Below are 22,022 nucleotides of genomic sequence, written 5' to 3' on the forward strand. Positions count from 1 at the left end.
TAAGCTCCATCCATTTCTCAATGAGAGAAACCTCACAGAATCAGCTTTCTTTTCTGAATGAAAATACGCCTCCAATTGGTGTGTCAGCGGTTTTTCACCGGCCTTCTAGGCGATGAGCACTGCCCTTGGCGCAAGCGGGAGGGCTCAAGCCGCTGACCGGCCGTTGTCGCGCGCTGCACGGCTTCACCATTTCTCCGCCCGTTGCCATGTTAGAACCGCTGACGAAAAATAACGGGAGCGAACCGCTCCCGTTATTGATTGTTTTCCGCCGCTGGAATGACGGCACCGTGGTATTTTTCTTTGATGAAATCTTGAATTTCTTTCGATTGCAGCACTTCGACCAATGTTTTGATTTCCTTCCGGTTTTCATCGCCTTTGCGCACGGCGACAATGTTCACATACGGATTGTTTTTCGGCGACTCCACAGCGATCGGGTCTTTCGCCGGATCCAAGCCGGCGTCCAGCGCATAGTTGGCATTGATCAGCACCGCATCGCCTTCGCCGTTTTTGTAAATTTGCGGCAGCAGCCCAGCGTCGACATCGGCCTTAAACTTCAAATGCTTCGGATTTTCGACGATGTCGTTCACCGTCGCTTTCGTTTTATCGACGCCCGGTTTCAGTTTAATGAGCCCTTTTTCTTGCAGCATCGACAAAATACGGCCGTGGTCGGCGACCGAGTTGCTCATGATGATCGTTGCGCCGTCCGGCAGCTCTTCGATGCTTTTGTATTTTTTCGAGTACAAGCCGATCGGCTCAATATGAATGCCACCGGCGTTAACGAATTGGTAGCCATGCTCTTTCATTTGCGACTCTAAATAAGGAATGTGTTGGAAGTAGTTGGCATCAATTTCTTTGTCGGCCAACGCTTTGTTCGGCAAAATATAGTCTTGGAACGTAATGATCTCCAAGTCAATGCCTTTTTTCTTCAAAATCGGTTTCGCTTTTTCCAAAATTTCCGCATGCGGCACGTTCGAGGCGCCGACTTTCAGTTTTACCAATTTGCCGTTGCCACCCTCATCGGCGGCGTTGTTGTTGCCGCCGCAAGCCGCCAAGGCGAACACCAAGACGGAAGCGAACAGCACGCCAAGCCATTTTTTCATCGATTTTTTCCTCCTTTTATCGTTTATCTATTTTGGAAGTGACAATGTCACCGATCCACTGAATGACAAAGACAATCACAAGCACCAACACGGTCGCGACAAACGTCACATCGTTATGGCTGCGCTGAAATCCTTCCAAATACGCCAAATTCCCAAGTCCACCGGCGCCGACAACGCCAGCCATCGCCGTATAGCCGACAAGCGACACCGCGGTGACGGTAATCCCCGAGACAAGAGCTGGCAACGATTCCGGCAAAAGCACCTTCCAAATGATCGTCCACGTCGAGGCGCCCATCGCCTGCGCCGCTTCAATGACCCCTTTGTCAATTTCGCGGAGGGCGATCTCAACCATGCGGGCGTAAAACGGCGCCGCACCGATGATGAGCGCCGGCAGCGCCGCGTTGGCGCCGAGCATCGTCCCGACGAGCCATTTCGTAAACGGAATAAGCAAAATGATCAAAATAATGAACGGAATGGAGCGGAAAATGTTGACGAACGCCGCGATGACCGTATTGGCCAGCCGGTTCTCCCATAGGTTTCCCTTTGCCGTTAAAAATAACAGCAGCCCAAGCACCACTCCGAGGACGAACGTGGCGGCGACCGCCATGCCGGTCATGTACAGCGTCTCGACCGTTGCCGCCCACATCGTTTCCCATTGCACGTTCGGCAGGAGGTTAGCGAGCATCGTGAATCACCTCCACCGCCACTTGTTGGTCTTGAATATAGTCGAGCGCCCGACCGATTTCATCCGCCGCCCCGTCGATGTGCACAAACAGCACGCCGTAGGCGCCTTGATGGGTTTGTGAAATTTTTCCTTGTAAAATGTTGACATCAACGGCAAATTGGCGGACGACTTGCGTAATGAGCGGCTGTCCAGCGGCGGCGCCGACAAACGTCAACTGCGCGATCACCCCGTTCGGGTAGTGGCCGAACAGATGCGAGACAGCTTCTTCGGTTTCCTCCGGCTCGACCAGCTGCTTGACGAACCGTTTCGTAATCGGCTGCTGCGGGTTCCGGAACACGTGCAGCACGTCGCCTTGTTCGACGATTTTGCCGCTTTCCATCACCGCGACGCGGTCGCAAATTTTGCGAATGACGTGCATTTCATGGGTGATGAGCACGATCGTCAGCCCGAGCCGCTTGTTGATGTCAACGAGCAAATCCAAAATCGCGTCCGTCGTCTGCGGATCGAGGGCGGACGTCGCCTCATCGCAAAGCAGGACTTTCGGATTGTTGGCGAGCGCCCGCGCGATGCCGACCCGCTGCTTTTGCCCGCCGCTCAGCTGCGACGGATACGCCTCTTCCCGCCCGGTGAGACCGACAAGCTGGATGAGCTCATCGACGCGCTTTTGCCGTTCCTCTCTCGGAACACCGGCGATCTCGAGCGGAAAAGCGATATTTTCCCTGACGGTGCGCGACCAAAGCAAGTTGAAATGCTGGAAAATCATGCCGATTTCCTGACGGGCGTTTCGAAGCTCCCGACCTTTCACGCGCGCCATGTCGCGGCCGGCGACGATCACCCGACCGCTCGTCGGTTTTTCCAATCCGTTTAACAGCCGAATGAGCGAACTTTTTCCGGCCCCGCTGTAGCCGATAATTCCAAAAATTTCTCCTTCGCGAATCTCAAGCGACACGTTGTCAACGGCTGTCACCGCACCGTTGGCCGCTTGGTATACTTTCGTCACCTGTTCAAGGGTGATCATCGTTTCACCTTCCTTTCTTGCCGTGCGCTTCCCGTTCGCCAGCAGGCGCAAGCCCCGCCGCCGAGCGCGCCCGCGCAAGCAGCCGAAGCGGGCTGTTCACGCCCAGCGCCCAAGCAAGCGCAAAAAGAAAACCTTTCTGCCCGCGGAGAACAGAAAGGTATTGTCTACCATTCCGTCTCTTATCTCTCAAAGCAGGCTGCTTTGTGTGAATTGGCACCATTTCAGCGCAAGCGCTGACGGTTGCCGGGCTTCATTGGGCACATCCCTCCACCTCTCTTGATAAGAGCACAACGCAAATGTATTCAATTTGGTTACGAATGTGATTGTATCATTGGATGTCGAATCGTGTCAACCTATTTTTTATCCAACATGCCGATACGGCTTGGCCAAATGGAGGAGCGACTCCAGCAGCAATAAATGGCGGAAGCTTCCCGATACGTGCACTTCTTGCAGCCGGACGAGCTGCTGCAGCTTCAGCTCACCGCTCAGCAAGGAGGCGAGCGCTTCCTTCGAACCGCGCACCGTCAACGTGTTTCGTTCATCGTTCTCGCACTCAACGATGGCCGGCTCTTTGCCAAGCAAGACGGAAGCGGCCTCCCCGTCGCTTTCAAACCGAACGCATAACTGCTCGTCCGGCAAAATCGGCAACAAATGACGCAACATTTGCATCCGCTCGATGAACCGTTCCACAAACTCACGCACTTCCATTGACCATCACCCCCATGTCCTTTGTTCTCTATTTCCATATGTGGGGGCAAGAATCCTTTACAAAAATCTCGACAGCCTGTTGACGAACGGACGCCGTTTTTGTCATTTCCCAAGAAATGTGTCAAACGGAGTCAAAAAAAGGGGGACAGTCAACGCGGCAGCCGGGCTTGCAGTTGCTCATACAAATCGGTGACGGAAGGGAACGCATACCATTTGTCGGCCATCGCTCCGTCAACAAAAAGAAGCAAGCATGGAACGCTGGAAATTTGCCACTCCACAGCCTGCTCAGGAATATAGTTGATATCCGTTTCGTAAAACGGCAACGTCGGGAATAGCTGCTCGATAATCACGAGCATCCGCCGCGCCAATTGACATGTGCCGCACAGCGGGGTATACAAATACAGCGCCAAAAGCGGCTCGTTCTCGATCGTTTTTCTGAGCTCATTGCGATCGATCGCGTTCACCCGCTTCCCCCCTTCATCAACCATTCCATTCGCACCTCAAAATCGGCGCGCAGCAACACTTGCGCCAAATGCCAAAGCGGAGCGGCCGCCACTTCCCGGTACGCCCGGTCAATATAAATATGTTCGGCTTCGGGAAACATGCGGCGAAACTGGCGGCGCAGCTTCTCCCCCGCCTCATCGGCGTCGGCAAGCACGTATACATCTTGGCCTTCGAACTCGTCGGCCAACTCTTCCAAGCGGGCATCGCTGATCGTCCCGTTCGTACACACGATCACGACCGGTTCATTCAACACCGCCGCCACCTTTTGTTTATCCGATCTCCCCTCGACGATGATCACCTTTTCCACTTGTCGCATATCCGCCCCACCTAACTCCACCAATGTTGTGCTCTATTGTATGATCGATGCGAGCCAAAGGTTGAAAAAAAGCAACGGCCATCCACCGTTGCCTTTCAACACCAGCCCGCTTCCCCGTCGCAGTCGACATATTTTTGCCCCGGCTCAACGGTAGCGGTCACGTCTTTGTAAACTTTTCCATTTTGCACTGTATAGCCGCTTTTTAACGGAACGGTCTCCGGAAGCGGAACATGGCCGATCAGCTCCCCTTCCGCATACAAATCAAGCGTGCGGCCGTTCCATTTGCCGATTACCCGATCGGTCACATCGATGCGCGCCGATTGCAGCGCCATCTTTCGCACCCCCTTGTTTCATTTCTTCCATATGTATAGGGTGCCCGAATTGAGCCGAAAATGACGGCCATGTTTATCCTTCCGTCACCATCGCTTCATATTGTTCCGCTGTCAATAATTGGTCAATCTCACGGGTGTCGCTCGGTTTCACGACGATCATCCACGCTTTCTCGTACGGCGATTCGTTGACATACTCCGGATGATCGTTGAGCGCCTCGTTTACTTCGACGACCGTTCCGCTGACCGGCGCGTACAGCTCCGAGACGGTTTTCACCGACTCAACGCTGCCGAACGGCTCGTTCGCTTTCAGCTGCGCGCCCACTTCCGGCAGTTCGACAAAGACGATATCCCCCAACTCGGATTGCGCGTAATCCGTAATGCCGATGCGCACGTGTTCGCCTTCGACGCGCACCCACTCATGCTCTTTCGTATAGCGAAGTTCCTTTGGCGTGTTCATCGAATCCCTCCATTGCGACAAAAAAGTGTGCTCCTCTTCATCATAACCGATTTTCCGCGAAAACTCACCGTCTGTCTGTTCGGCCGGCGAAAAATTTTTGGGCTTCGCACCCGCCCTGTCGAAAACCGTTGTCTACGCCGGCCGCCCGAACCGGCGGAACAACCCCCGTTTGCCCCTTTCACTGTTGCCGTTCCGCCGTGCCCGGATGGCGAACTCATTACCGATTCACGGCCGGCGCCTGTCCAAAAAACGATTCATACGCCGACTCGCGAAACCCGACGATCACCCGCTCGCCATCCGTCAAAATCGGCCGCTTCACCAGCATTCCGTCCGAAGCGAGCCAATTGAGCATCTCGTCTTCCGATGCGCCGTCAAGCTTGTCCTTTAATCCGAGCTCGCGGTATTTCAACCCGCTTGTATTAAAAAATGTTTTCAGCGGCAGCCCGCTTTTCCGATGCAGGTCGGCGAGCTGCTCTTTCGTCAGCGGCTCGTCGACCAAATGCACCGTTTGCACCTCAATGCCGTGGTCATCCAACCATTTTTTCGCCTTCCGGCACGTTCCGCACTTTGGATACCAATAGAGCGTGAGCGTCATCGTCCTCCCCCTTTCCGCTGAATTCGCTCGGATGATCCGATGTTTGGCGGCGCCCGTTCCCAACAGCGAGAACAAGCGGCCAAAGGCAGCGAACCGTCCGCTTCTGCCTGCAGTTTCCTCGAAACGACAAGAAGTACCAGGTCGGACCTGGTACTTCTCATTATCACACAACTTACCGCGCCGCTTCAACGCTCACACAACATATCGTTCCGCTTCAATGAGCGCAGCGGCCGTTTCACGTTTTTTCGCGATCACGTTGATCGGCGTATGGCGCGTCAGCCGGCGGAGCGCGGCGAGCATCATCCGCAGCGTGTCACCTTGCTCCACAGCGACGAGCGTCTCTTTCGCATGGGCTTCAATTTCATTGAACGCCTCTTGGCAGAAAATTTGCGTGTACAGCACTTTTTGTTTGTTTTTCTCCTCACCGCTCGCTTGAATCGCTTTTTCCGTGCGCAAGAGCGCCGATTCCATCGCGTAAACGTTCGAAACGATGTCAGCGATGTTGACGAGCACTTCTTGCTCTTCTTCAATGCGCTGGCCGTATTTTTGCGCCGCCAAGCCGGCGACCATCAAGGCAACTTTTTTCGCTTGGCGCACCAAGTATTTCTCTTGTTCCAGCGCGCCCGAACCCGGCTCTTCAGCGGCCATCATCATGAGCTCTTCCTGCAGCTGCTGCGCTTTTTGGAACAGCGGCAGCTCGCCTTTTACCGCTTTTTTCAAGTACATGCCCGGCACGAGCAGGCGGTTGATTTCGTTCGTTCCTTCAAAAATGCGGTTGATGCGCGAGTCGCGGTAGGCGCGCTCGATTTCGTATTCTTGCATAAAGCCGTAGCCGCCATGGATTTGCACGCCTTCATCGACGATGTAATCGAGCACTTCCGTGGCAAAAAACTTGTTCAGTGAGCATTCGATCGCGTATTCGGCGATCGATTTGGCCACTTCTTTGCCATCTTTCGCTTTTTCGGCATCAAGCAAGCCCATCCGCTCATCGAACAAGCCGACCGTGCGGTAGACCGAGCTTTCGGCGGCATACAGGCGCGACGCCATCGTCGCCAATTTTTCCTGCGTCAGCGTAAACTGCGAAATCGGACGTTTGAATTGTTGGCGCTGATTGGCGTATTTGACCGTGATCTCAAACGCCCTCTTCGCGCCGCCGACCGCCCCCAACCCGAGCTTGTAGCGGCCGATGTTCAAAATGTTAAAGGCGATGACATGGCCTTTGCCGATTTCGCCGAGCACGTTTTCTTTCGGCACCGGTACGTCTTGCAAAATGAGCGTCCGCGTCGATGAGCTTTTGATCCCCATTTTCTTCTCTTCCGGACCGGTTGAAACGCCCGGGAAATCGCGCTCAACGATGAAGGCTGTAAAATGTTGGCCGTCGACTTTCGCATAGACGACAAACACATCGGCGAATCCGGAGTTCGTGATCCATTGTTTTTCGCCGTTTAAAATGTAATGTGTGCCTTCCGCATTGAGCTTCGCTGTCGTTTTCGCGCCGAGGGCGTCCGAACCCGAGCCCGGCTCCGTCAAGGCATAAGCGGCGATTTTTTCGCCGGTCGCCAAATACGGCAAGTATTTTTGTTTTTGTTCTTCCGTGCCAAACAACACGATCGGCAGCGAACCGATCCCGACGTGCGCCCCGTGCGAAATCGCAAAGCCGCCGGCCGGCGCCATTTTTTCGGCAATGATGGCCGAGCTGACCTTATCTAAGCCCAAGCCGCCGTACTCTTCCGGAATGTCCGCGCTCAACAGGCCGAGCTCGCCCGCTTTGCGGAGCAGCTTCACCGAGCGGTCAAACTCGTGATTTTCCAGATGTTCAAGCTGCGGAAGCACCTCGTTGTTGACATACTCTTCCGTCGTTTTGGCGATCATTTGATGTTCGTCGGTGAAATCTTCGGGCGTAAACACGCGCTCCGCCGGAATGTCTTCAATTAGAAAGCTGCCGCCTTTGATCGCTTCTTCGATTGTTTTGGCCATCGTTCATTTCCTCCCTCAAAAGATGATTGATGATCCGGGCGGCAACGCCGCCCGGGAAATGGACGTTCCTTGCAGCCGGGCCGCTCCTTCGGGCCACGGCCACCCGTCCGCTACAGCAGTTCAAACACGCCGGCTGCGCCCATGCCGCCGCCGATGCACATCGTGACGATGCCGAACTGCACGTTGCGGCGCCGCATTTCGTAAAGCAAAGACAACGTCAGCTTCGCGCCCGTGCAGCCGAGCGGGTGGCCGAGCGCAATCGCCCCGCCGTTGACGTTGACGATGTCCTCATCCAACCCAAGTTCGCGGATGACTTGGATCGATTGCGAGGCGAACGCTTCGTTCAACTCGATCAAGCCGATGTCAGACAGTTCCAAGCCCGCAAGCTTCAACGCTTTCGGCACCGCGGCGATCGGGCCGATGCCCATCACTTCCGGCGGCACGCCGGCGACCGCAAAGGACCGGAACTTGCCGAGCGGCTTCAAGCCGAGCGACTCCACTTTTTCACGGTCCATCACCATCACTGCCGCCGCCCCGTCGCTCATTTGCGACGCGTTGCCGGCCGTGACCGTGCCGTTGACCGCAAACGCCGGACGCAGTTTTGCGAGCGTCTCCATGTTCGTGTCCGGACGCACGCCCTCATCTTGCGCAAAGACGACGGTTTCTTCGACGAGTTTGTTGTTTTCGACTTTGCGCACCACCACTTCCACCGGCACGATTTCCTCGTTGAACTTGCCTTCCGCAATCGCCTTGGCGGCGCGCTGATGGCTGCGCACCGCGAACGCGTCTTGATCTTCGCGGCTCACGCCGTATTTTTTCGCCACTTGCTCAGCCGTGTGCCCCATTGACATGTAATATTCGGGCGCTTCTTCCGCCAAGCGGGCATTGGGGCGGACGACATGGCCCATCATCGGCACCATGCTCATCGATTCGACCCCGCCGGCGATGACCGTGTCGGAATGGCCGAGCATGACCCGTTCCGCCGCGTAGGCGATCGCCTGCAAGCCGGACGAGCAATACCGGTTGATCGTGATCGCCGGCACCGTATACGGCAGCCCGGCGAGCGCGCCGATGTTGCGGGCGATGTTCAAGCCTTGCTCCGCCTCCGGCATGGCGCAGCCGATAATGAGATCATCGATGTTTCCTTCATAATTTCCTGCCCGTTTCAACGTCTCTTTGACGACGAGCGCCCCTAAATCGTCCGGCCGCACATGGGCGAGCGTTCCTTTTTTCGCTTTGCCGACCGGTGTCCGCGCTCCTGCGACAATGACCGCTTCTCTCACGCCGATCCCCCCTTGATCGTCCCCGCCTTAGTTGCGGAGCGGTTTTCCTTTCACAAGCATATGCTGCATGCGCGCTTGCGTCTTCAGTTCGCCGATCAGGCTCAAAAACGCCTCGCGCTCCAAATCGAGCAAATATTGCTCATCGACTTCCGTTCCGTACGGCACGTTGCCGCCCGCTAGGACGTACGCCAACTTTTTCGCGATTTTCAAATCGTGCTCGCTGATGTAGCCGGAATGGAACATCGACTGCGCGCCCAGCAGCATGGCCGCATAGCCGCTTTCGCCGGCCACCGGCACTTTCTTCCTTACAGGCGGCCGGTATCCTTCCTCATACAGCGAGAGCACAGCCTGTTTCGCTTCATGCAAAAGATGGTCGCCGTTCATCGTAATGCCGTCGCGGTGATTCAAGAAGCCAAGTTCGCGCGCTTCTGCCGCTGATGTTGACACTTTCGCCATGGCGATCGTTTCAAACACGCCAGCCGCAATCTTGACGTAGTCGACGTCCACGCCGCGCGGCAGGCTGTTCAACCGTTTGATGTACAGCTCCTTGTTGCCACCGCCGCCCGGAATCAAGCCGACGCCGACTTCAACGAGCCCGAGGTATGTTTCCGCCGCCGCTTGGATGCGCGAAGCCGCCAAGCTCACTTCCGCCCCGCCGCCGAGCGTCATGGCAAACGGCGCGACGACGACCGGTTTCGGATTGTATTTCATGCGAAGAAGCGCTTGCTGGAACTGGCGAACGGCAAGTTCCAATTCAAAAAAGTTTTCGTCTTGCGCTTCCATGAGCATCATCGCCAAGTTCGCGCCAACGCAGAAGTTTTTCCCTTGGTTGCCGATGACCAATCCTTTGTAATTGCGGTTCACTTCCTCAAGCGCCTCGTTGATCATGAAAACGATGTCCGCGCCGATCGCGTTGTTCGGCGAATGGAACTCCAAAAGCGCCACGTCATCGCCGAGGTCGATGAGGCTTGCGCCGGCGTTTTTCTTGATGACCCCGCGCGTTTCTTTCAGCCGGCGGATGTGGATGACTTTTTCGCTTTCTTCTACTGTTTTATATCCGCCCGGCGCATAATAGAACAGCTGGCCGTTTTTCGTTTGATAGAACGAGGTCGCTCCGTCGGCGAGCATGTCCGTAATCCACGCCGGGATGTCGCGCCCTTCCGCCTGCATTTTGCGCACCGATTTTTCAAGGCCGATCGCATCCCATAGCTCAAACGGACCTTGCTCCCAGCCGAACCCCCACTTCATCGCCCGGTCGATCGCGACGATGTCGTCGGCGATCTCCCCGACAAGCCCGGCCGTATATAGAAGCGTCGGCGCGATGATGTTCCATAGAAGCGTGCCGGCGCGGTCGCCGTCGTCATAGACGAGCGCTTGCAGCTTGGCGGCCGTTCCTTTCGCCTGCTTCGCCATCTCCACCGCCGGAGTGACCAGCTTTTTGCGCGGCTCGTACTGCATCGTGACGTAGTTCAGCTCGAGAATGTCTTTTCCTTGCTTGAGGAAAAAGCCTTGTCCGGATTTGCTGCCGAGCCAGCCGTTGTCAAGCATCGTTTTCATCAACTCCGGCACGCGGAACGCCTCTTTTTCTTCCCCTTCGACGTTTTCATATACGTTGTTGGCGACATGGACAAACGTATCGAGCCCGACGACATCAAGCGTGCGGAACGTCGCGCTTTTCGGCCGGCCGATGAGCGGCCCGGTGACCGAATCGACTTCACCGACGCTGTAGCCCCCTTGCATCATCTCGCGGACGGTAACAAGCAGTCCGTACGTGCCGATCCGGTTGGCGATGAAGTTCGGCGTATCTTTCGCCAGCACGACGCCTTTGCCGAGCACGTCTTCGCCGAACGATTTCATATAGGCGACCACAGCCGGATCGGTATGCTCCGTCGGGATGATCTCCAGCAGCTTCAAATAGCGCGGCGGGTTGAAGAAATGCGTGCCTAAAAAGTGTTTTTGGAAGTCTTCCGAGCGCCCTTCGGCCATCGCGGCGATCGAGATGCCGGACGTGTTCGAGCTGACGATCGTCCCCGGCGTCCGCACCTCGTCCACACGGGCGAAGACTTCTTTTTTCACTTCCAGCTTTTCCACGACCGCTTCAATGATCCAATCGACTTCCGCGAGCCGGTGGAAGTCATCCTCGAAGTTGCCCGTTTCAATTAAAGCGATGTTGTCTTTGGACATGAGCGGCGCCGGTTTTTGCTTGAGCAGCCGCTCGAGCGCCTGATTAACGAGGCGGTTGCGCACTTGTTTATGCTCGAGCGTCCAACCTTTTGCCTCTTCCTCTTTCGTCAACTCGCGCGGCACGATGTCCAGCAGCAACGTCGGAATGCCGACGTTCGCCAAATGGGCGGCAATGCCGGCCCCCATGACGCCGGACCCTAGCACCGCGGCGCGCCGAATGCGTTTTGCCATTTCGCTTCCCCCTTACACCATTGAATGAATCGTCATTCATTTTTTGTGAAAAAAAATATCGTTGAAACCGCTATCTATAACTAAATATATAGTATGTTAGTAATTTTCGCAACCTATTTGCCGCACATTTTTCTCACATCGTCCGCAAACAGCTGGCTCATACTAAGAACGAGGAGGTGAACCGCGATGGCCCGCTTGAAAAAGAACCCGTCCGAACGCGGGGTCAGCGCCGCGAGCGTCAAAGGCAACGCCGGTCCGACCGTAGAAGCGGATGGCGGGGGCAAACGGACAAGCCAAAACCAGCAGTACAAAAAGCACAACATGCAAGAAGGCTGACGCCGATGCGCCAGCCTCTCTTATTTGCGGATGATTCCTTTGATGACAAACGCCACGTTGGCCGGCCGCTCAGCCAGCCGGCGCATAAAGTAGCCGTACCAGTCCGTGCCGTACGGAACGTAGACGCGCATCGTATATCCTTCGCGCGCCAGCTCGATTTGTCGCTCGGGGCGGATGCCATACAACATTTGAAACTCAAATTGGCTGTTTGGAATGTTGTATTCCTTGACGAGCTGTTTCGTATATTCGATGATGGCATCGTCATGCGTCGCCACCGCCGTATAGTTACCGTTAAGCAAATGTTGCTTGATGATCTTTTTAAAATTCTCATCCACATCCTTTTTGTCTGGAAACGCCACCTCGGGCGGTTCTTTGTACGCCCCTTTGACAAGCCGCAAGTTCGGGCGGTACGGCTTTAAATCTTCAATGTCTTGTTCCGTCCGATACAAATACGCCTGCAGCACCGTGCCGACGTTGTCGTATTCTTTTTTCAACGTTTTAAAAATGTCGAGCGTCTTCTGGCAGCGCGAATAATCTTCCATGTCAATCGTCACAAACACGCCGCGCTCTTTCGCTGCGTCCAAAATGCGGCGCATGTTGCGCATCACGAGCTCATCGGAAATATCCAGCCCCATCGAGGTCATTTTCAACGACAGCTGCGAATTCAGCTTCTCCCGGCTGATCGCCTCGATCGCTTCCAAGCAATGGCGCGCCATCTCATTCGCTTCCCGCTCATTGTCGACAAACTCGCCTAAATAATCGACCGTCACCGCCAAGCCTTTTTCGTTCAACTGGCGGATGACACGCACCGCTTCGTCGATCGTCTCGCCGGCGACAAATCTGGAAGCGCCGAAGCGGAGGCCGTATCGCTTCGCCAGCTTCGTCAACGTTTTATTTTTGGACAGAAACAAGAACATATCTCGCATCAGCTGCTCCACCATTGCAAGCCCCCTTGTATGGAAACGCATTCACCATCATTATTGTACCACGTTTCCGACCAATTGAATATGTTTTTTCTTCGCCATTCATGTTTTATATGTGCATAATTTTCCACACACCGGACACGCTAAAAAGCGAATGAAGGAGAAAGGAGCGAAACGAAGATGCAGCAACAGCCGCAAATGAATCCACAGGCGGCGATGCCCGCACCGCCGCAGATGGTGTCAACAAAAGACGCGATGTATTTTGCCGACATGATGTCATGGAACTTGCTGGCGGCGAAAAAAGCGCACTTTTTCGCCGCGCAATGCCGCGATCCTGAAGTGGCGCAGGCGATCGAGCGCGCCGGGCAAATGCACGAACGCCATTATGACATGATATTGCGCCACTTGCAAAATCCGCCGCAGCCACCGGTGATGTGAAAGGAGGCAGAACGAATGAACACGAAACAAGTGCAAAATCCGGAAACGCCCGTTCCGAAAACGCCGCAAATGAACGAGCGGGATTTTTTAAACGATATGCTCGCGACGGAAAAATACATGACCTTGTCGTACAGCGTCTTTTTGCATGAAGCAAGCCATCAAGCATTATATCAGGATATGATGAATATTTTTACGGAAACGCAAAACTGTCAACGCGAGCTGTACGAACTCATGTTTAAAAAAGGGTGGTACAAGCTCGAAGCGGCCGATGCCCAAAAGCTTCAGCAAACGTACCAGCAGTTTCAAGGATATCAGAGCCAGCTGCCGCATTCGTCCCATACAAAGCAATAACAAATGAAACAGGGATGTTCAAGCATGGTCAAGACATCCCTGTTTTGTCCAACATGGTCTTCTCTTCACCAATCGCTTGCCCTCCGTCTATCTGTACTTTATGAAAGATGAAGGGCATTCGACTAGAACATGATGGGCCGCCAAGTGTGGTATAGCGAACGTTTCCGTTAGTCGCTGTCTTTGCACCTGTTGGTGGATGAAGACGTAAATTTTTTCATGGCTATATAAGTTGTAATAAAGAATTTTCATTTTTTGTTAAGGGTTTCATCTAAATACAAGTTGATATGAGAGGAATCAGTGGGATGTAAAACAAAATTTCAACTTATATAGAAGGTCGGTCAAAAAAACGCTCATTCGCTTCATCAAGGAGAACACATGAAAAACAGGATCAAGGCGACAAGGTTTTTCTAATTAAAAATGACATTGCATAGCTGTATCAAAAAATGACCAACCTCCTAGAACGCTGGTGATTTACTCGTGGATACGGATTTACAATGTTATTTCTCAATTAGAAAAACCCTTGTTGTATCGGGCCTGCTTTTCGCTCATTCTCCCATTGATGAAGGAAATCAGCGGTTTTTCACCAGCCTTCTAGGCAAAGGGGGAAAGGAAGATGGCCTCACCAACCGAATCGATATGCAAGATCTTGACGTTATTGAAGCGCTCGCGCGATTTTCAAACTAAGGTGTACCAAAACCAGTCATCGGGACAGAGCGTATCAGTATTTTATATCGAGTCATTGGTTGATATCGATATGATGGTCAAATATTTATATCCTTATTTGATTCATTATCCTTTTACTTCGTTGCAGCATCTCGCCGATGTTCTACCTTTGGAAGACGCACACCTTTCTTCCGCTCCTCGCGACGTCCAGCAAAAATTGCTTGAGGGCTATTTAGCCATTCAGCTGATCGAACAAGACGATCTCGTTCTCTTAGTCAAAGCGCAAAAGAAAATCGAGCGGACATTGACGATTCCTGAGGTAGAATTCAGCGTCGTAGGTCCGAAAGAATCATTTATCGAATCGTTGGAAACAAATTTGCATTTGGTGCGCAAACGCATTCCGAGCGAGCGATTAACCGTCAATTTATTCCGGGTCGGCTCGCTCTCTCAGACGAAATTAGCTGTTGTATATGTGGATGGCATCGCTGATCCAGAAAATGTGCAAACGGTTATACAACGTATTCAGACCATAGAATTCGACGAGGTCATTGACAGTTCATATATTGTTCAAATCATTTGCGACAACCGGCATTCATTATTTCCTCAACTGCTTGATACCGAGCGCCCGGACCGCGTAGCAGCCGTGCTCGCTGAAGGAAAAGTGGCCGTGATGGTGGACGGTTCGCCACATGCACTCATCGGTCCTACAACTTTGGTTGAATTTTTTTCTTCTTTTGAAGATTATTTTTCAAACTGGATTATCGCTTCTTTTTTTCGTCTGATTCGTCTGTTTTCTGTCGCTTTTTCTATTTTGATTACACCGATTTACGTAGCGACCTTAAATTATCATTATGAACTCATTCCAAAAGATTTGCTTGGCACTCTAATCACGTCCCGAAAGGAAATTCCATTTCCTCCGATTATCGAAGTGCTGTTTCTTGAGTTGACGATTGAGTTGCTTCGCGAAGCGGGAGCTCGACTGCCGACCAAAGTCGGCCAAACGATCGGGATCGTCGGCGGGATCGTCATCGGGACTGCTTCCGTGGAAGCGGGGTTGACGAGCAACGTCCTGCTCATCTTAGTCGCCTTGGCGGCCTTGGCTTCCTTTACCACTCCCGTATATAAAATGGGCAACACCATTCGTTTGCTTCGCTTTCCATTTTTGCTGTTTGCAGAAATGTGGGGGCTGCTCGGGGTAGCGTTTTGCTTTTGCATTTTGATGACGCATCTTTTATCCTTGACTTCTCTGGGGCGACCGTTTCTTTCTCCTTTGTTTCCGCCACGTTGGGGTGATTGGAAAGATGCGTTCATTCGTCTCCCGTTTTCCGAGCAAGCAAAAAGACCCCTTTCATTGCGCCCAAAACAACCGCTTCGCTTTAATAGCGACAAAGCCAAAGCGAAACGAGATATAGAGAACATAGATGAATAGATCAAAACTGGAGGAGGGCAGATGTCATTGATCACAGAACGATCAAAAATTTCCCCATTTATGGTTTTTTATATTATTATGTCCATGCAAATCGGGGTGGGCGTCCTTGGTTTCCAACGGATTATTGCTCAAACTGCCGGCCATGATGCATGGATTTCTGTCTTAGTCGCCGGCGCCGGAGGGCATTTAATTTTAGCATTAATGTATTGGATATTACAAAAAGCCAACGGTGATTTCATCCATCTGCACCATCAATTATTTGGCCGATGGCTTGGCAATGTCTTGTTATTGGCTTTGACCATCTATTTCGCTTCGATGTCTTTCGTCGTACTGCGAACGTACATCGAAGTGATCCAAGTGTGGATGTTTCCGGATTTGCGAACATGGGAATTTGCGCTAGCCTTTTTACTTCTATGCTTATATATCACGCGCAACGGGTTCCGCGTCGTCGTGGGCGTCTGCTTTTTTTGTCTCATTATTCCGTTTTATTTGCTTTTTACCTTTGGATCTGTGTTGGAGTACACCAATTTCCGTCAGCTTCTCCCGGTGCTGGATCATCCTTTGCCCTCGATACTTAAAGCGGCCAAAGAAATGACCTTAACGATGCTGGGCTATGAAACAATACTGCTCTTTTATCCTTTTTTAAAAAACGGGCAACAATCCAGCAAATGGGGACATGCTGCTTTGCTGTCAACTACCCTGTTTTACACGCTACTGACCGTGCTGACTTTGGCGTATTTTAGCGAAAAACAGCTGCAGCGCCAAGTGTGGGCGACACTAACGATGTGGAAAATGGTCGAAATGCCTTTTATCGAACGGTTCGAGTATATCGGCATCGCCAACTGGCTGCTTGTCATTTTGCCTAACGTTTGCTTAGGATTATGGTGCTCTTCGCGCTTGTGTACACACATTTTCCCAATCCAACAAAAATACGCGCTGCTTGTAATCACCTGTATTTGTTTCGCCGCTATTATTGCCGTTCAAGATCGAACCGGAGTAAATACGATCAACGAAGTTATAAGCAAAGTAGGATTTTATTTTCTTTATGCATGGATACCGTTTTTGGCGATACTCACTTATGTTCGCACCAAAAGGAGAGATGCACAATGAAGCGAACAGCGCTGCTTTGGATCGCTCTAGTGGCTGCCCTTCTCTCTGGCTGCCTGCGCAAAGAAATTTTAGATGACATTAGCATCGAAAGCGCCATCGGATTGGACGACGCTGGTGCCAGCAAGATTAGAGGCACCGTTCTCATTCCAATTTATAAGAAAGAGGAAACTACCAATAAAACACTCACTAGCGTGTCGATCAGTGTCAATGATCTGTTGGAAGAGCTCCAGCACCAAGCTTCCGAACCGTTAGTCAACGGCAGCATTGAAATCCTATTGTATGGAAAGCGGTTGGCAGAAAAAGGAATTTTTCCTTTTGTTGATCATTTTCATCGAGACGCAAGTATCGGAACGGGACTTTACTTAGCAGTGGTTGACGGAACAGCAGAACGGCTGTTGAAAGGGCATTACGGGCGGCAAGGGAACGCAATCTACTTGTCGAATTTGCTGAAACATAATATTGAACAGCGTGACATTCCAAAGACAAATTTGCATTTATTCTTGAAAGCCTACTACGCTGACGGCCAAGACCCTTTTTTGCCTTACATTCGCCGAGCGGGGAAAAATGTTTATATTCAGGGAATCGCTCTATTTCGGGGCGATCGAGTTGTCGATTACATCCAGCGAAACGATTTGTTTTTTTTCAAAATTTTAACCGATGCTTATACGGAAGGGACACATACGTTACGCATCGATCACAACTTGTACATCTCTATTAAAAATATTGCTACCAGCCGCAACATTTCGTTTTCCGGTTCTCAAACCCAACCACATGTCCACATTCATTTGTCTCTTGAAGGAGTGGTCCGGGAATACAAACCAACGCCTTTTTCGCCATCGATCCGTCCGCTCATTGAACGGCAATTTGAGAAGGAAATCAAAAAGAAAACAAGCGAGCTGATCAAACGTTTTCAGCAACAACAGATCGATCCTATAGGAATCGGAGAATGGGCCAAAAGCCACTACCGCCGATTCCGTTACCGCGATTTCTATCGCCGATATCGCGATTTGCCCGTCCATGTCACCGCCGACGTCCGCATCCGTGACACCGGCATTATTGAGTAACCTTCCCGACCGCCGCGAACCGTTCACAGCCCCGCTTCCAAGCCGGCAGGCGCCGCCCGAGTTCGCGAACAAAAACGCCCGCGCCGCAAGCGAGCAGATGGCCCCTGTTTCACCGCACACCTCGCCAACGCCATGTGACTTTCAGCGGTGATAACTAGCGACAACTAGGGGCGCCAACAGCGATCTCCCCTCAAGAAAGACACAAAGCGTGACAAAGAAGCGGCTACTTATCTGGCGATGAGAGAGGGTGTCCCGATCATTTTGGGACACCCCCTCTGGCATCGTTTGCTTAATACCACCAGCCGGGATACGGAGGATAAGGCGGGTACGGGTAAAACGGGCGCGGAGCCAAGGCGCCGCCGAGCAGACCGCCCAGAAATCCGCCGACAAATGGGGCGCCAAACAGCAAGCCTGGAAACGGCATCGTGTTCCTCTCCTTTCATTACGGAATGGAAGGCTTTACTTTATTCATATGTACCGAACAAAAAAGCGGGTGGGCCGTCCGCCCACCCCTTTTCATTTTCTTACCACCAAATCGGGCCATACCAATACGGATAGAAAAACGGCGGGAACAACGCGCTGCCAAGCAGGCCCCCTAAAAACCCACTAAAAAAAGGAGCGCCAAAAAACGGGAACCCATACGGCCGCCAAAACCACCACGGACGCCAAATGCGCTCATCGGCCACCTGAAAATGACTCATTCGCCTTCCTCCTTTCACTCGCTTTAGTCCCACTGTATGCAGGAAAATCGCCCGCTGCCTAGGCTAGTACCTAGGAGGCAGGCGATTTCATCTTGTTTATGGCTTTACAATGTTCCATTTGCAAAACCTTGTTGCATCAGCCTCTATGTTCACGCGTTCCATCGCCGATCAAGGCAAACAGAGGTTTTCACCAACCTGCTAGGGGGCAGGTGAAAAACCGCTGTTTCCCCCGTTCGCTGAGTGAACAGAGGAAACGCAGGAGCGACACTGCCGGGGCGGTTGGCAAAATAGTGCTGCGTCATGCCCCCTTCCATCGGGCTGCCCCAAAAGGTTGTCCGCCTTTGAGATAGGCACCACATATCGTGGGGCCGAAGCAGTCAGCACGTATATATAACCGAAGAGGATGTCCTAGCCTTTTTCGGACATCCTCATGCATTCGAAAACGAGCGCAAACGGAGGGAAACCAAATAAGCGAAATGAGTCAGCGAAGGGAAAAGTCGTTCAGCCTAGCGGCGCCATGCCAGGCCGTCCGGATCCCACCCGACGCCCGCTCAGCCAAGCTCCGCCCGCGCTTGCTCGTACAAACAGACGATCGAATCATACAAAATGCGCACCGCCTCCTCCATTTCCGCTTCGCTCATCGCCAGAACCGGAATGAATGTCAACACCGGGCCGAGCGGGCGAATGACAAGCCCTCTTCGGCGCGCCTCAAGAATGATCCGATGTTCCAACATCGCGGCGCGCGGAAACACTTCTTTCGTTCGTCGGTTTTTCACGATTTCAATACCGCACATCAACCCTTTTTGCCGAATGTCGCCAACGATCGGGATGTCATACAGCCGCTCAAGCCAACCAGCTAGGCGGCGCGCTTTTCGCTGCACATCGTCAAGCAAGCCGCGCGCTTCAATGAGCTCGATATTTTTTAACGCCACGGAACAACTCAGTTGATTCCCCGTGTATGTATGGCCGTGGTAAAACGTTTTGTCTTCCTCCACATCGCCGAGAAACGCCGCATACACCTCTTCAGTGACGAGCGTTGCCGCGAGCGGCAAATATCCCCCGGTAATCCCTTTGCCGAGACAGACAAGATCGGGGGCGACCTCTTCTTGTTCGCAAGCGAACATCGTTCCGGTGCGGCCAAAACCAACGGCGACCTCGTCGCAAATAAGGAGCGTCCCGTATTGGTGGCAAAGCGCCTCCACTCCTTTCAAAAACCCGCGCGGATGAACAATGATTCCCGCCGCCCCTTGAACGAGCGGTTCGACAATAACGGCGGCAATGTGTTCGTGCTGGCTGGCAAGCACACGTTCCAACTCATTCAAACAATGGCGGACAACGTCTTGTTCGCTTCCGTACTCCTCCATGCGATACACATACGGCGCCGGCACTTCGATTCGCTCAAACAGGAGCGGTGCGAAAATGCGGTGGAACGTCTCCATGCCGCCAACGCTCACCGCTCCGACCGTATCGCCATGGTACGCTTCTTTCAATGAGACAAACTTGTTTTTCGTCGCATACCGAACCGGATCGAGGTTTTTCCAATATTGATAAGCGATTTTGAGGGCAATTTCCACCGCGGCCGCCCCGGTATCGGAATAAAACACTTTTGACATGTGCGGCCAATATTCAAGCAGCCGTTTGGCCAACGAAATCGACGGCACATTCGCCGAACCAAGCAATGTCGAATGGGCGATCTTCTCCAATTGCTCAGAAAGCGCCGCATTCAGCTCCGGATCGTTATGGCCGTGGACATTGACCCAAAGCGATGCATACCCATCCAGATAGCGGCGACCGTTCACATCATATAAATAGCTGCCTTTGCCGCGCTCAATGATGAGCGGCCGCTCGTTGACGTACTGCTTCATTTGCGTGAACGGGTGCCAAACATATTGTTTGTCCCATTGTTCCAATTGCGCATAACTATACACCAACGCCCAGCACCTCCAGCAGTGGTTTCGCCTTTCCTTGTTCGATCCATTGGACCGCTAAAGATTCCAGCTCCGCTCTAGATACCGTCGGCAGGCGCGGCACCGTCGCCAGCACCGGCAGCTGCAGCAAAGCGGCGATCGTTTCGACATTGTTTTGATGGATGATCTCTCGCTCCTGAAACTGATTGAACACAAGACCGAGCAAACGAATGTGTTGTGCGTCCGCATACGCCGCCGTCGTCACCGCGTGGTGAATCGCACCGAGACTTGAGAGCGACACGAGAATCGCCGGCAGCTCATAGTCACGAACAAAATCGCTCGTCATGTACCATCGTCCGCCGCGCTCGCACCACGGAACAGCCAGTCCCCCCGCTCCTTCAACAAGCACGACATCATAGCGTTGCCGCAGCGCTGCCAACCGTTCAGCGATCCGCTCAGCCTCGATAGAAGTGCCGGTCAGCGCCGCTGCCAAATGCGGGGACATCGCCGGCTCCATGCGGTACATTCCTTCAAAACGCGAAAGCTGAACTACTTGTTGATACCAATGCTGCTCGGCAAACGAAATTCCATCGTCAGCCATCCCGGTTTGGACCGGCTTGAACACGCAAGTTGAACAACCAAGACGCTCTAGCGCCAACGCGATCAATGATGTCACGACCGACTTGCCGATTTCAGTCCCTGTTCCCGTTATGAACAACGCCGTTCCCATCGTCGATCATCCCCCTAACCGCTCTGTTGTCATGACCGGCCGAACGCGAGGCCAAACACGCGCAGCGACAAGCGAACAGGCCGCACAAAGAATGAGATCCCCAGGAATCGGAAGCAACACGCCAAACCAAATCGTTTGCCCGATGGTCAACGGTTTTTCCACGATCCATTTCATCGCGCCGTACAACCAAAGGCCCCCGCATAAATACACGACGACCAAGGCAGCAAGATTGGCGGCAAACAATTGCCCCCCTTTCGTCCAACGAAAACGTTCGATCAGCCATCCGCTTGTGTACGCCCCAGCGATAAATCCAAGCAAATAGCCGAAAGTGGGCTTCCAGATGTAACCGAGCCCTCCCCCTTCAGCAAACACCGGTACCCCCGCCAATCCGACCAACACGTACAACAGCTGGCTGAGCGCACCGATTTTCGGCCCAAGCAAGCACGCGGCCAAGTACACCGCAGCGATTTGCAACGTAAACGGCACATACGGCACCGGAATTTTGATCATTCCGCCCACGGCCGTCAACGCCGCAAACAGCGCCGCCCAAATCCAGGAACGAATGTGCATCTTTCCCCTCCTCTCCCATTATTGCTTCTATTTTATCGGAACGGCTTCTATTTTGTAAACCGTATTTATAATTCGGTTTACATTTAAGGTATAAAAAAGCGAAAGCACAGTGGACCCGAGTTCGACAGCGACTAGGCAAACAAAATGCCCCTCATCCCTTGATACCCAAGGGACGAGAGGCATTGGGGCATACGTTGGGCGTGTATCTAGGTGCGAGGATGGATGCCTAGAATCTTCGGAGGAGGCTCCAGCCCTAGAGCCACAAAGAATTGAGTCTGTTTAGTCGTCAGTTCGGTTCGTTGATTAAGGTCGCCGTTTTTTGGAGAAAAATGTCCAAGCATAAGACGCTCACATTCATCTCTTACGTTCGGCCACGATTCATGATGGAGGTAAGCTACGGTGATTCCATC

The 22,022-nt window shown here is 52.9% G+C and carries 24 protein-coding genes, 1 pseudogene and 1 riboswitch; of the genes and pseudogenes, 6 read left to right on the forward strand and 19 right to left on the reverse strand.

The window, feature by feature from the left end:
• Positions 1 to 251: 251 nt before the first annotated feature.
• The 12 genes from NST29_RS15205 to NST29_RS15260 all read right to left on the reverse strand — a co-directional run bounded on the left by NST29_RS15205 (position 252) and on the right by NST29_RS15260 (position 11,390).
• On the reverse strand, positions 252 to 1,100 hold the full coding sequence (locus NST29_RS15205; protein ID WP_033018569.1) for a MetQ/NlpA family ABC transporter substrate-binding protein: 849 nt from the start codon (positions 1,098 to 1,100) through the stop codon (positions 252 to 254).
• A gap of 16 nt (positions 1,101 to 1,116) precedes the next feature.
• Positions 1,117 to 1,785, reverse strand: a complete 669-nt coding sequence (locus NST29_RS15210) for a methionine ABC transporter permease (protein ID WP_033018567.1) — start codon at positions 1,783 to 1,785, stop codon at positions 1,117 to 1,119.
• Positions 1,775 to 2,803, reverse strand: coding sequence for a methionine ABC transporter ATP-binding protein (locus tag NST29_RS15215; RefSeq protein WP_033018562.1), 1,029 nt, complete (start codon positions 2,801 to 2,803; stop codon positions 1,775 to 1,777). The genes NST29_RS15210 and NST29_RS15215 overlap by 11 nt, the downstream gene beginning before the upstream one ends.
• A gap of 176 nt (positions 2,804 to 2,979) precedes the next feature.
• A riboswitch (SAM riboswitch) is annotated at positions 2,980 to 3,089 on the reverse strand.
• Positions 3,090 to 3,163: 74 nt separating this feature from the next.
• Positions 3,164 to 3,511, reverse strand: coding sequence for a hypothetical protein (locus NST29_RS15220; RefSeq protein ID WP_033018560.1), 348 nt, complete (start codon positions 3,509 to 3,511; stop codon positions 3,164 to 3,166).
• Between the two features lie 149 nt (positions 3,512 to 3,660).
• Positions 3,661 to 3,975 (reverse strand): thioredoxin family protein, encoded by a 315-nt coding sequence (locus NST29_RS15225; protein ID WP_033018558.1) that lies wholly within the window; start codon positions 3,973 to 3,975, stop codon positions 3,661 to 3,663.
• Positions 3,972 to 4,331: a toprim domain-containing protein gene (locus tag NST29_RS15230; protein ID WP_033018557.1), complete on the reverse strand. Its 360-nt coding sequence runs from the start codon at positions 4,329 to 4,331 to the stop codon at positions 3,972 to 3,974. Before NST29_RS15230 ends, NST29_RS15225 begins: the two co-directional genes overlap by 4 nt.
• A 95-nt stretch (positions 4,332 to 4,426) precedes the next feature.
• Positions 4,427 to 4,663, reverse strand: coding sequence for a YusG family protein (locus NST29_RS15235; RefSeq protein ID WP_033018556.1), 237 nt, complete (start codon positions 4,661 to 4,663; stop codon positions 4,427 to 4,429).
• 73 nt (positions 4,664 to 4,736) lie between these two features.
• Entirely contained in the window at positions 4,737 to 5,120 is a 384-nt protein-coding gene (gcvH, locus tag NST29_RS15240; protein ID WP_033018554.1) for a glycine cleavage system protein GcvH, read from the reverse strand.
• A 217-nt stretch (positions 5,121 to 5,337) separates the two neighbouring features.
• Positions 5,338 to 5,715 (reverse strand): arsenate reductase family protein, encoded by a 378-nt coding sequence (locus NST29_RS15245; RefSeq protein WP_033018553.1) that lies wholly within the window; start codon positions 5,713 to 5,715, stop codon positions 5,338 to 5,340.
• Positions 5,716 to 5,907: 192 nt separating this feature from the next.
• A complete protein-coding gene (locus tag NST29_RS15250; protein WP_033018551.1) occupies positions 5,908 to 7,692 on the reverse strand; it encodes an acyl-CoA dehydrogenase family protein in 1,785 nt (594 codons plus the stop codon).
• 110 nt (positions 7,693 to 7,802) lie between these two features.
• Positions 7,803 to 8,975, reverse strand: a complete 1,173-nt coding sequence (locus NST29_RS15255; protein WP_033018550.1) for an acetyl-CoA C-acetyltransferase — start codon at positions 8,973 to 8,975, stop codon at positions 7,803 to 7,805.
• Between the two features lie 27 nt (positions 8,976 to 9,002).
• Entirely contained in the window at positions 9,003 to 11,390 is a 2,388-nt protein-coding gene (locus NST29_RS15260) for a 3-hydroxyacyl-CoA dehydrogenase/enoyl-CoA hydratase family protein (RefSeq protein ID WP_033018549.1), read from the reverse strand.
• A 186-nt stretch (positions 11,391 to 11,576) separates the two neighbouring features.
• Between NST29_RS15260 and NST29_RS15265 the strand changes: the two genes are divergently transcribed.
• Complete coding sequence (locus NST29_RS15265) at positions 11,577 to 11,726, forward strand: YuzL family protein (RefSeq protein ID WP_081897172.1); 150 nt, start codon at positions 11,577 to 11,579, stop codon at positions 11,724 to 11,726.
• Between the two features lie 20 nt (positions 11,727 to 11,746).
• On the opposite strand, the gene NST29_RS15270 is transcribed toward NST29_RS15265, so the two are convergent.
• Entirely contained in the window at positions 11,747 to 12,664 is a 918-nt protein-coding gene (locus tag NST29_RS15270) for a proline dehydrogenase (RefSeq protein ID WP_033018587.1), read from the reverse strand.
• 165 nt (positions 12,665 to 12,829) lie between these two features.
• Between NST29_RS15270 and NST29_RS15275 the strand changes: the two genes are divergently transcribed.
• The 5 genes from NST29_RS15275 (at position 12,830) to NST29_RS15295 (ending at position 17,704) form a co-directional block, all read left to right on the forward strand.
• Positions 12,830 to 13,087, forward strand: coding sequence for a hypothetical protein (locus tag NST29_RS15275; protein ID WP_033018548.1), 258 nt, complete (start codon positions 12,830 to 12,832; stop codon positions 13,085 to 13,087).
• Positions 13,088 to 13,102: 15 nt separating this feature from the next.
• A complete protein-coding gene (locus NST29_RS15280; protein WP_033018545.1) occupies positions 13,103 to 13,438 on the forward strand; it encodes a spore coat protein in 336 nt (111 codons plus the stop codon).
• Positions 13,439 to 14,051: 613 nt separating this feature from the next.
• Positions 14,052 to 15,530 carry a spore germination protein gene (locus NST29_RS15285; protein WP_033018544.1) on the forward strand — a complete coding sequence of 493 codons (1,479 nt, stop codon included), beginning with the start codon at positions 14,052 to 14,054 and terminating at the stop codon, positions 15,528 to 15,530.
• Between the two features lie 21 nt (positions 15,531 to 15,551).
• A complete protein-coding gene (locus tag NST29_RS15290; protein ID WP_033018543.1) occupies positions 15,552 to 16,640 on the forward strand; it encodes a GerAB/ArcD/ProY family transporter in 1,089 nt (362 codons plus the stop codon).
• On the forward strand, positions 16,637 to 17,704 hold the full coding sequence (locus NST29_RS15295) for a Ger(x)C family spore germination protein (protein ID WP_033018542.1): 1,068 nt from the start codon (positions 16,637 to 16,639) through the stop codon (positions 17,702 to 17,704). Before NST29_RS15290 ends, NST29_RS15295 begins: the two co-directional genes overlap by 4 nt.
• Before the next feature lie 289 nt (positions 17,705 to 17,993).
• Here the strand turns inward: NST29_RS15295 and NST29_RS15300 are convergent, their stop codons facing one another.
• From NST29_RS15300 to NST29_RS15325, 6 genes and pseudogenes are all read right to left on the reverse strand, one after another.
• Complete coding sequence (locus tag NST29_RS15300) at positions 17,994 to 18,128, reverse strand: hypothetical protein (RefSeq protein WP_255358742.1); 135 nt, start codon at positions 18,126 to 18,128, stop codon at positions 17,994 to 17,996.
• 100 nt (positions 18,129 to 18,228) lie between these two features.
• A complete protein-coding gene (locus tag NST29_RS15305; protein ID WP_165570910.1) occupies positions 18,229 to 18,405 on the reverse strand; it encodes a hypothetical protein in 177 nt (58 codons plus the stop codon).
• A gap of 551 nt (positions 18,406 to 18,956) precedes the next feature.
• Positions 18,957 to 20,336 (reverse strand): adenosylmethionine--8-amino-7-oxononanoate transaminase, encoded by a 1,380-nt coding sequence (bioA, locus tag NST29_RS15310; RefSeq protein ID WP_033018539.1) that lies wholly within the window; start codon positions 20,334 to 20,336, stop codon positions 18,957 to 18,959.
• Positions 20,326 to 21,042, reverse strand: coding sequence for a dethiobiotin synthase (gene bioD, locus NST29_RS15315; protein ID WP_339232381.1), 717 nt, complete (start codon positions 21,040 to 21,042; stop codon positions 20,326 to 20,328). The genes bioA and bioD overlap by 11 nt, the downstream gene beginning before the upstream one ends.
• Positions 21,043 to 21,048: 6 nt before the next feature.
• Positions 21,049 to 21,612 (reverse strand): biotin transporter BioY, encoded by a 564-nt coding sequence (locus tag NST29_RS15320; RefSeq protein ID WP_033018537.1) that lies wholly within the window; start codon positions 21,610 to 21,612, stop codon positions 21,049 to 21,051.
• A 206-nt stretch (positions 21,613 to 21,818) separates the two neighbouring features.
• Positions 21,819 to 21,995, reverse strand: a pseudogene (locus NST29_RS15325) (transposase); the annotation flags it as partial.
• Between the last annotated feature and the right edge of the window lie 27 nt (positions 21,996 to 22,022).

The sequence above is a fragment of the Geobacillus sp. FSL W8-0026 genome (assembly GCF_037966255.1).
GTDB classification, from domain to species: domain Bacteria; phylum Bacillota; class Bacilli; order Bacillales; family Anoxybacillaceae; genus Geobacillus; species Geobacillus icigianus.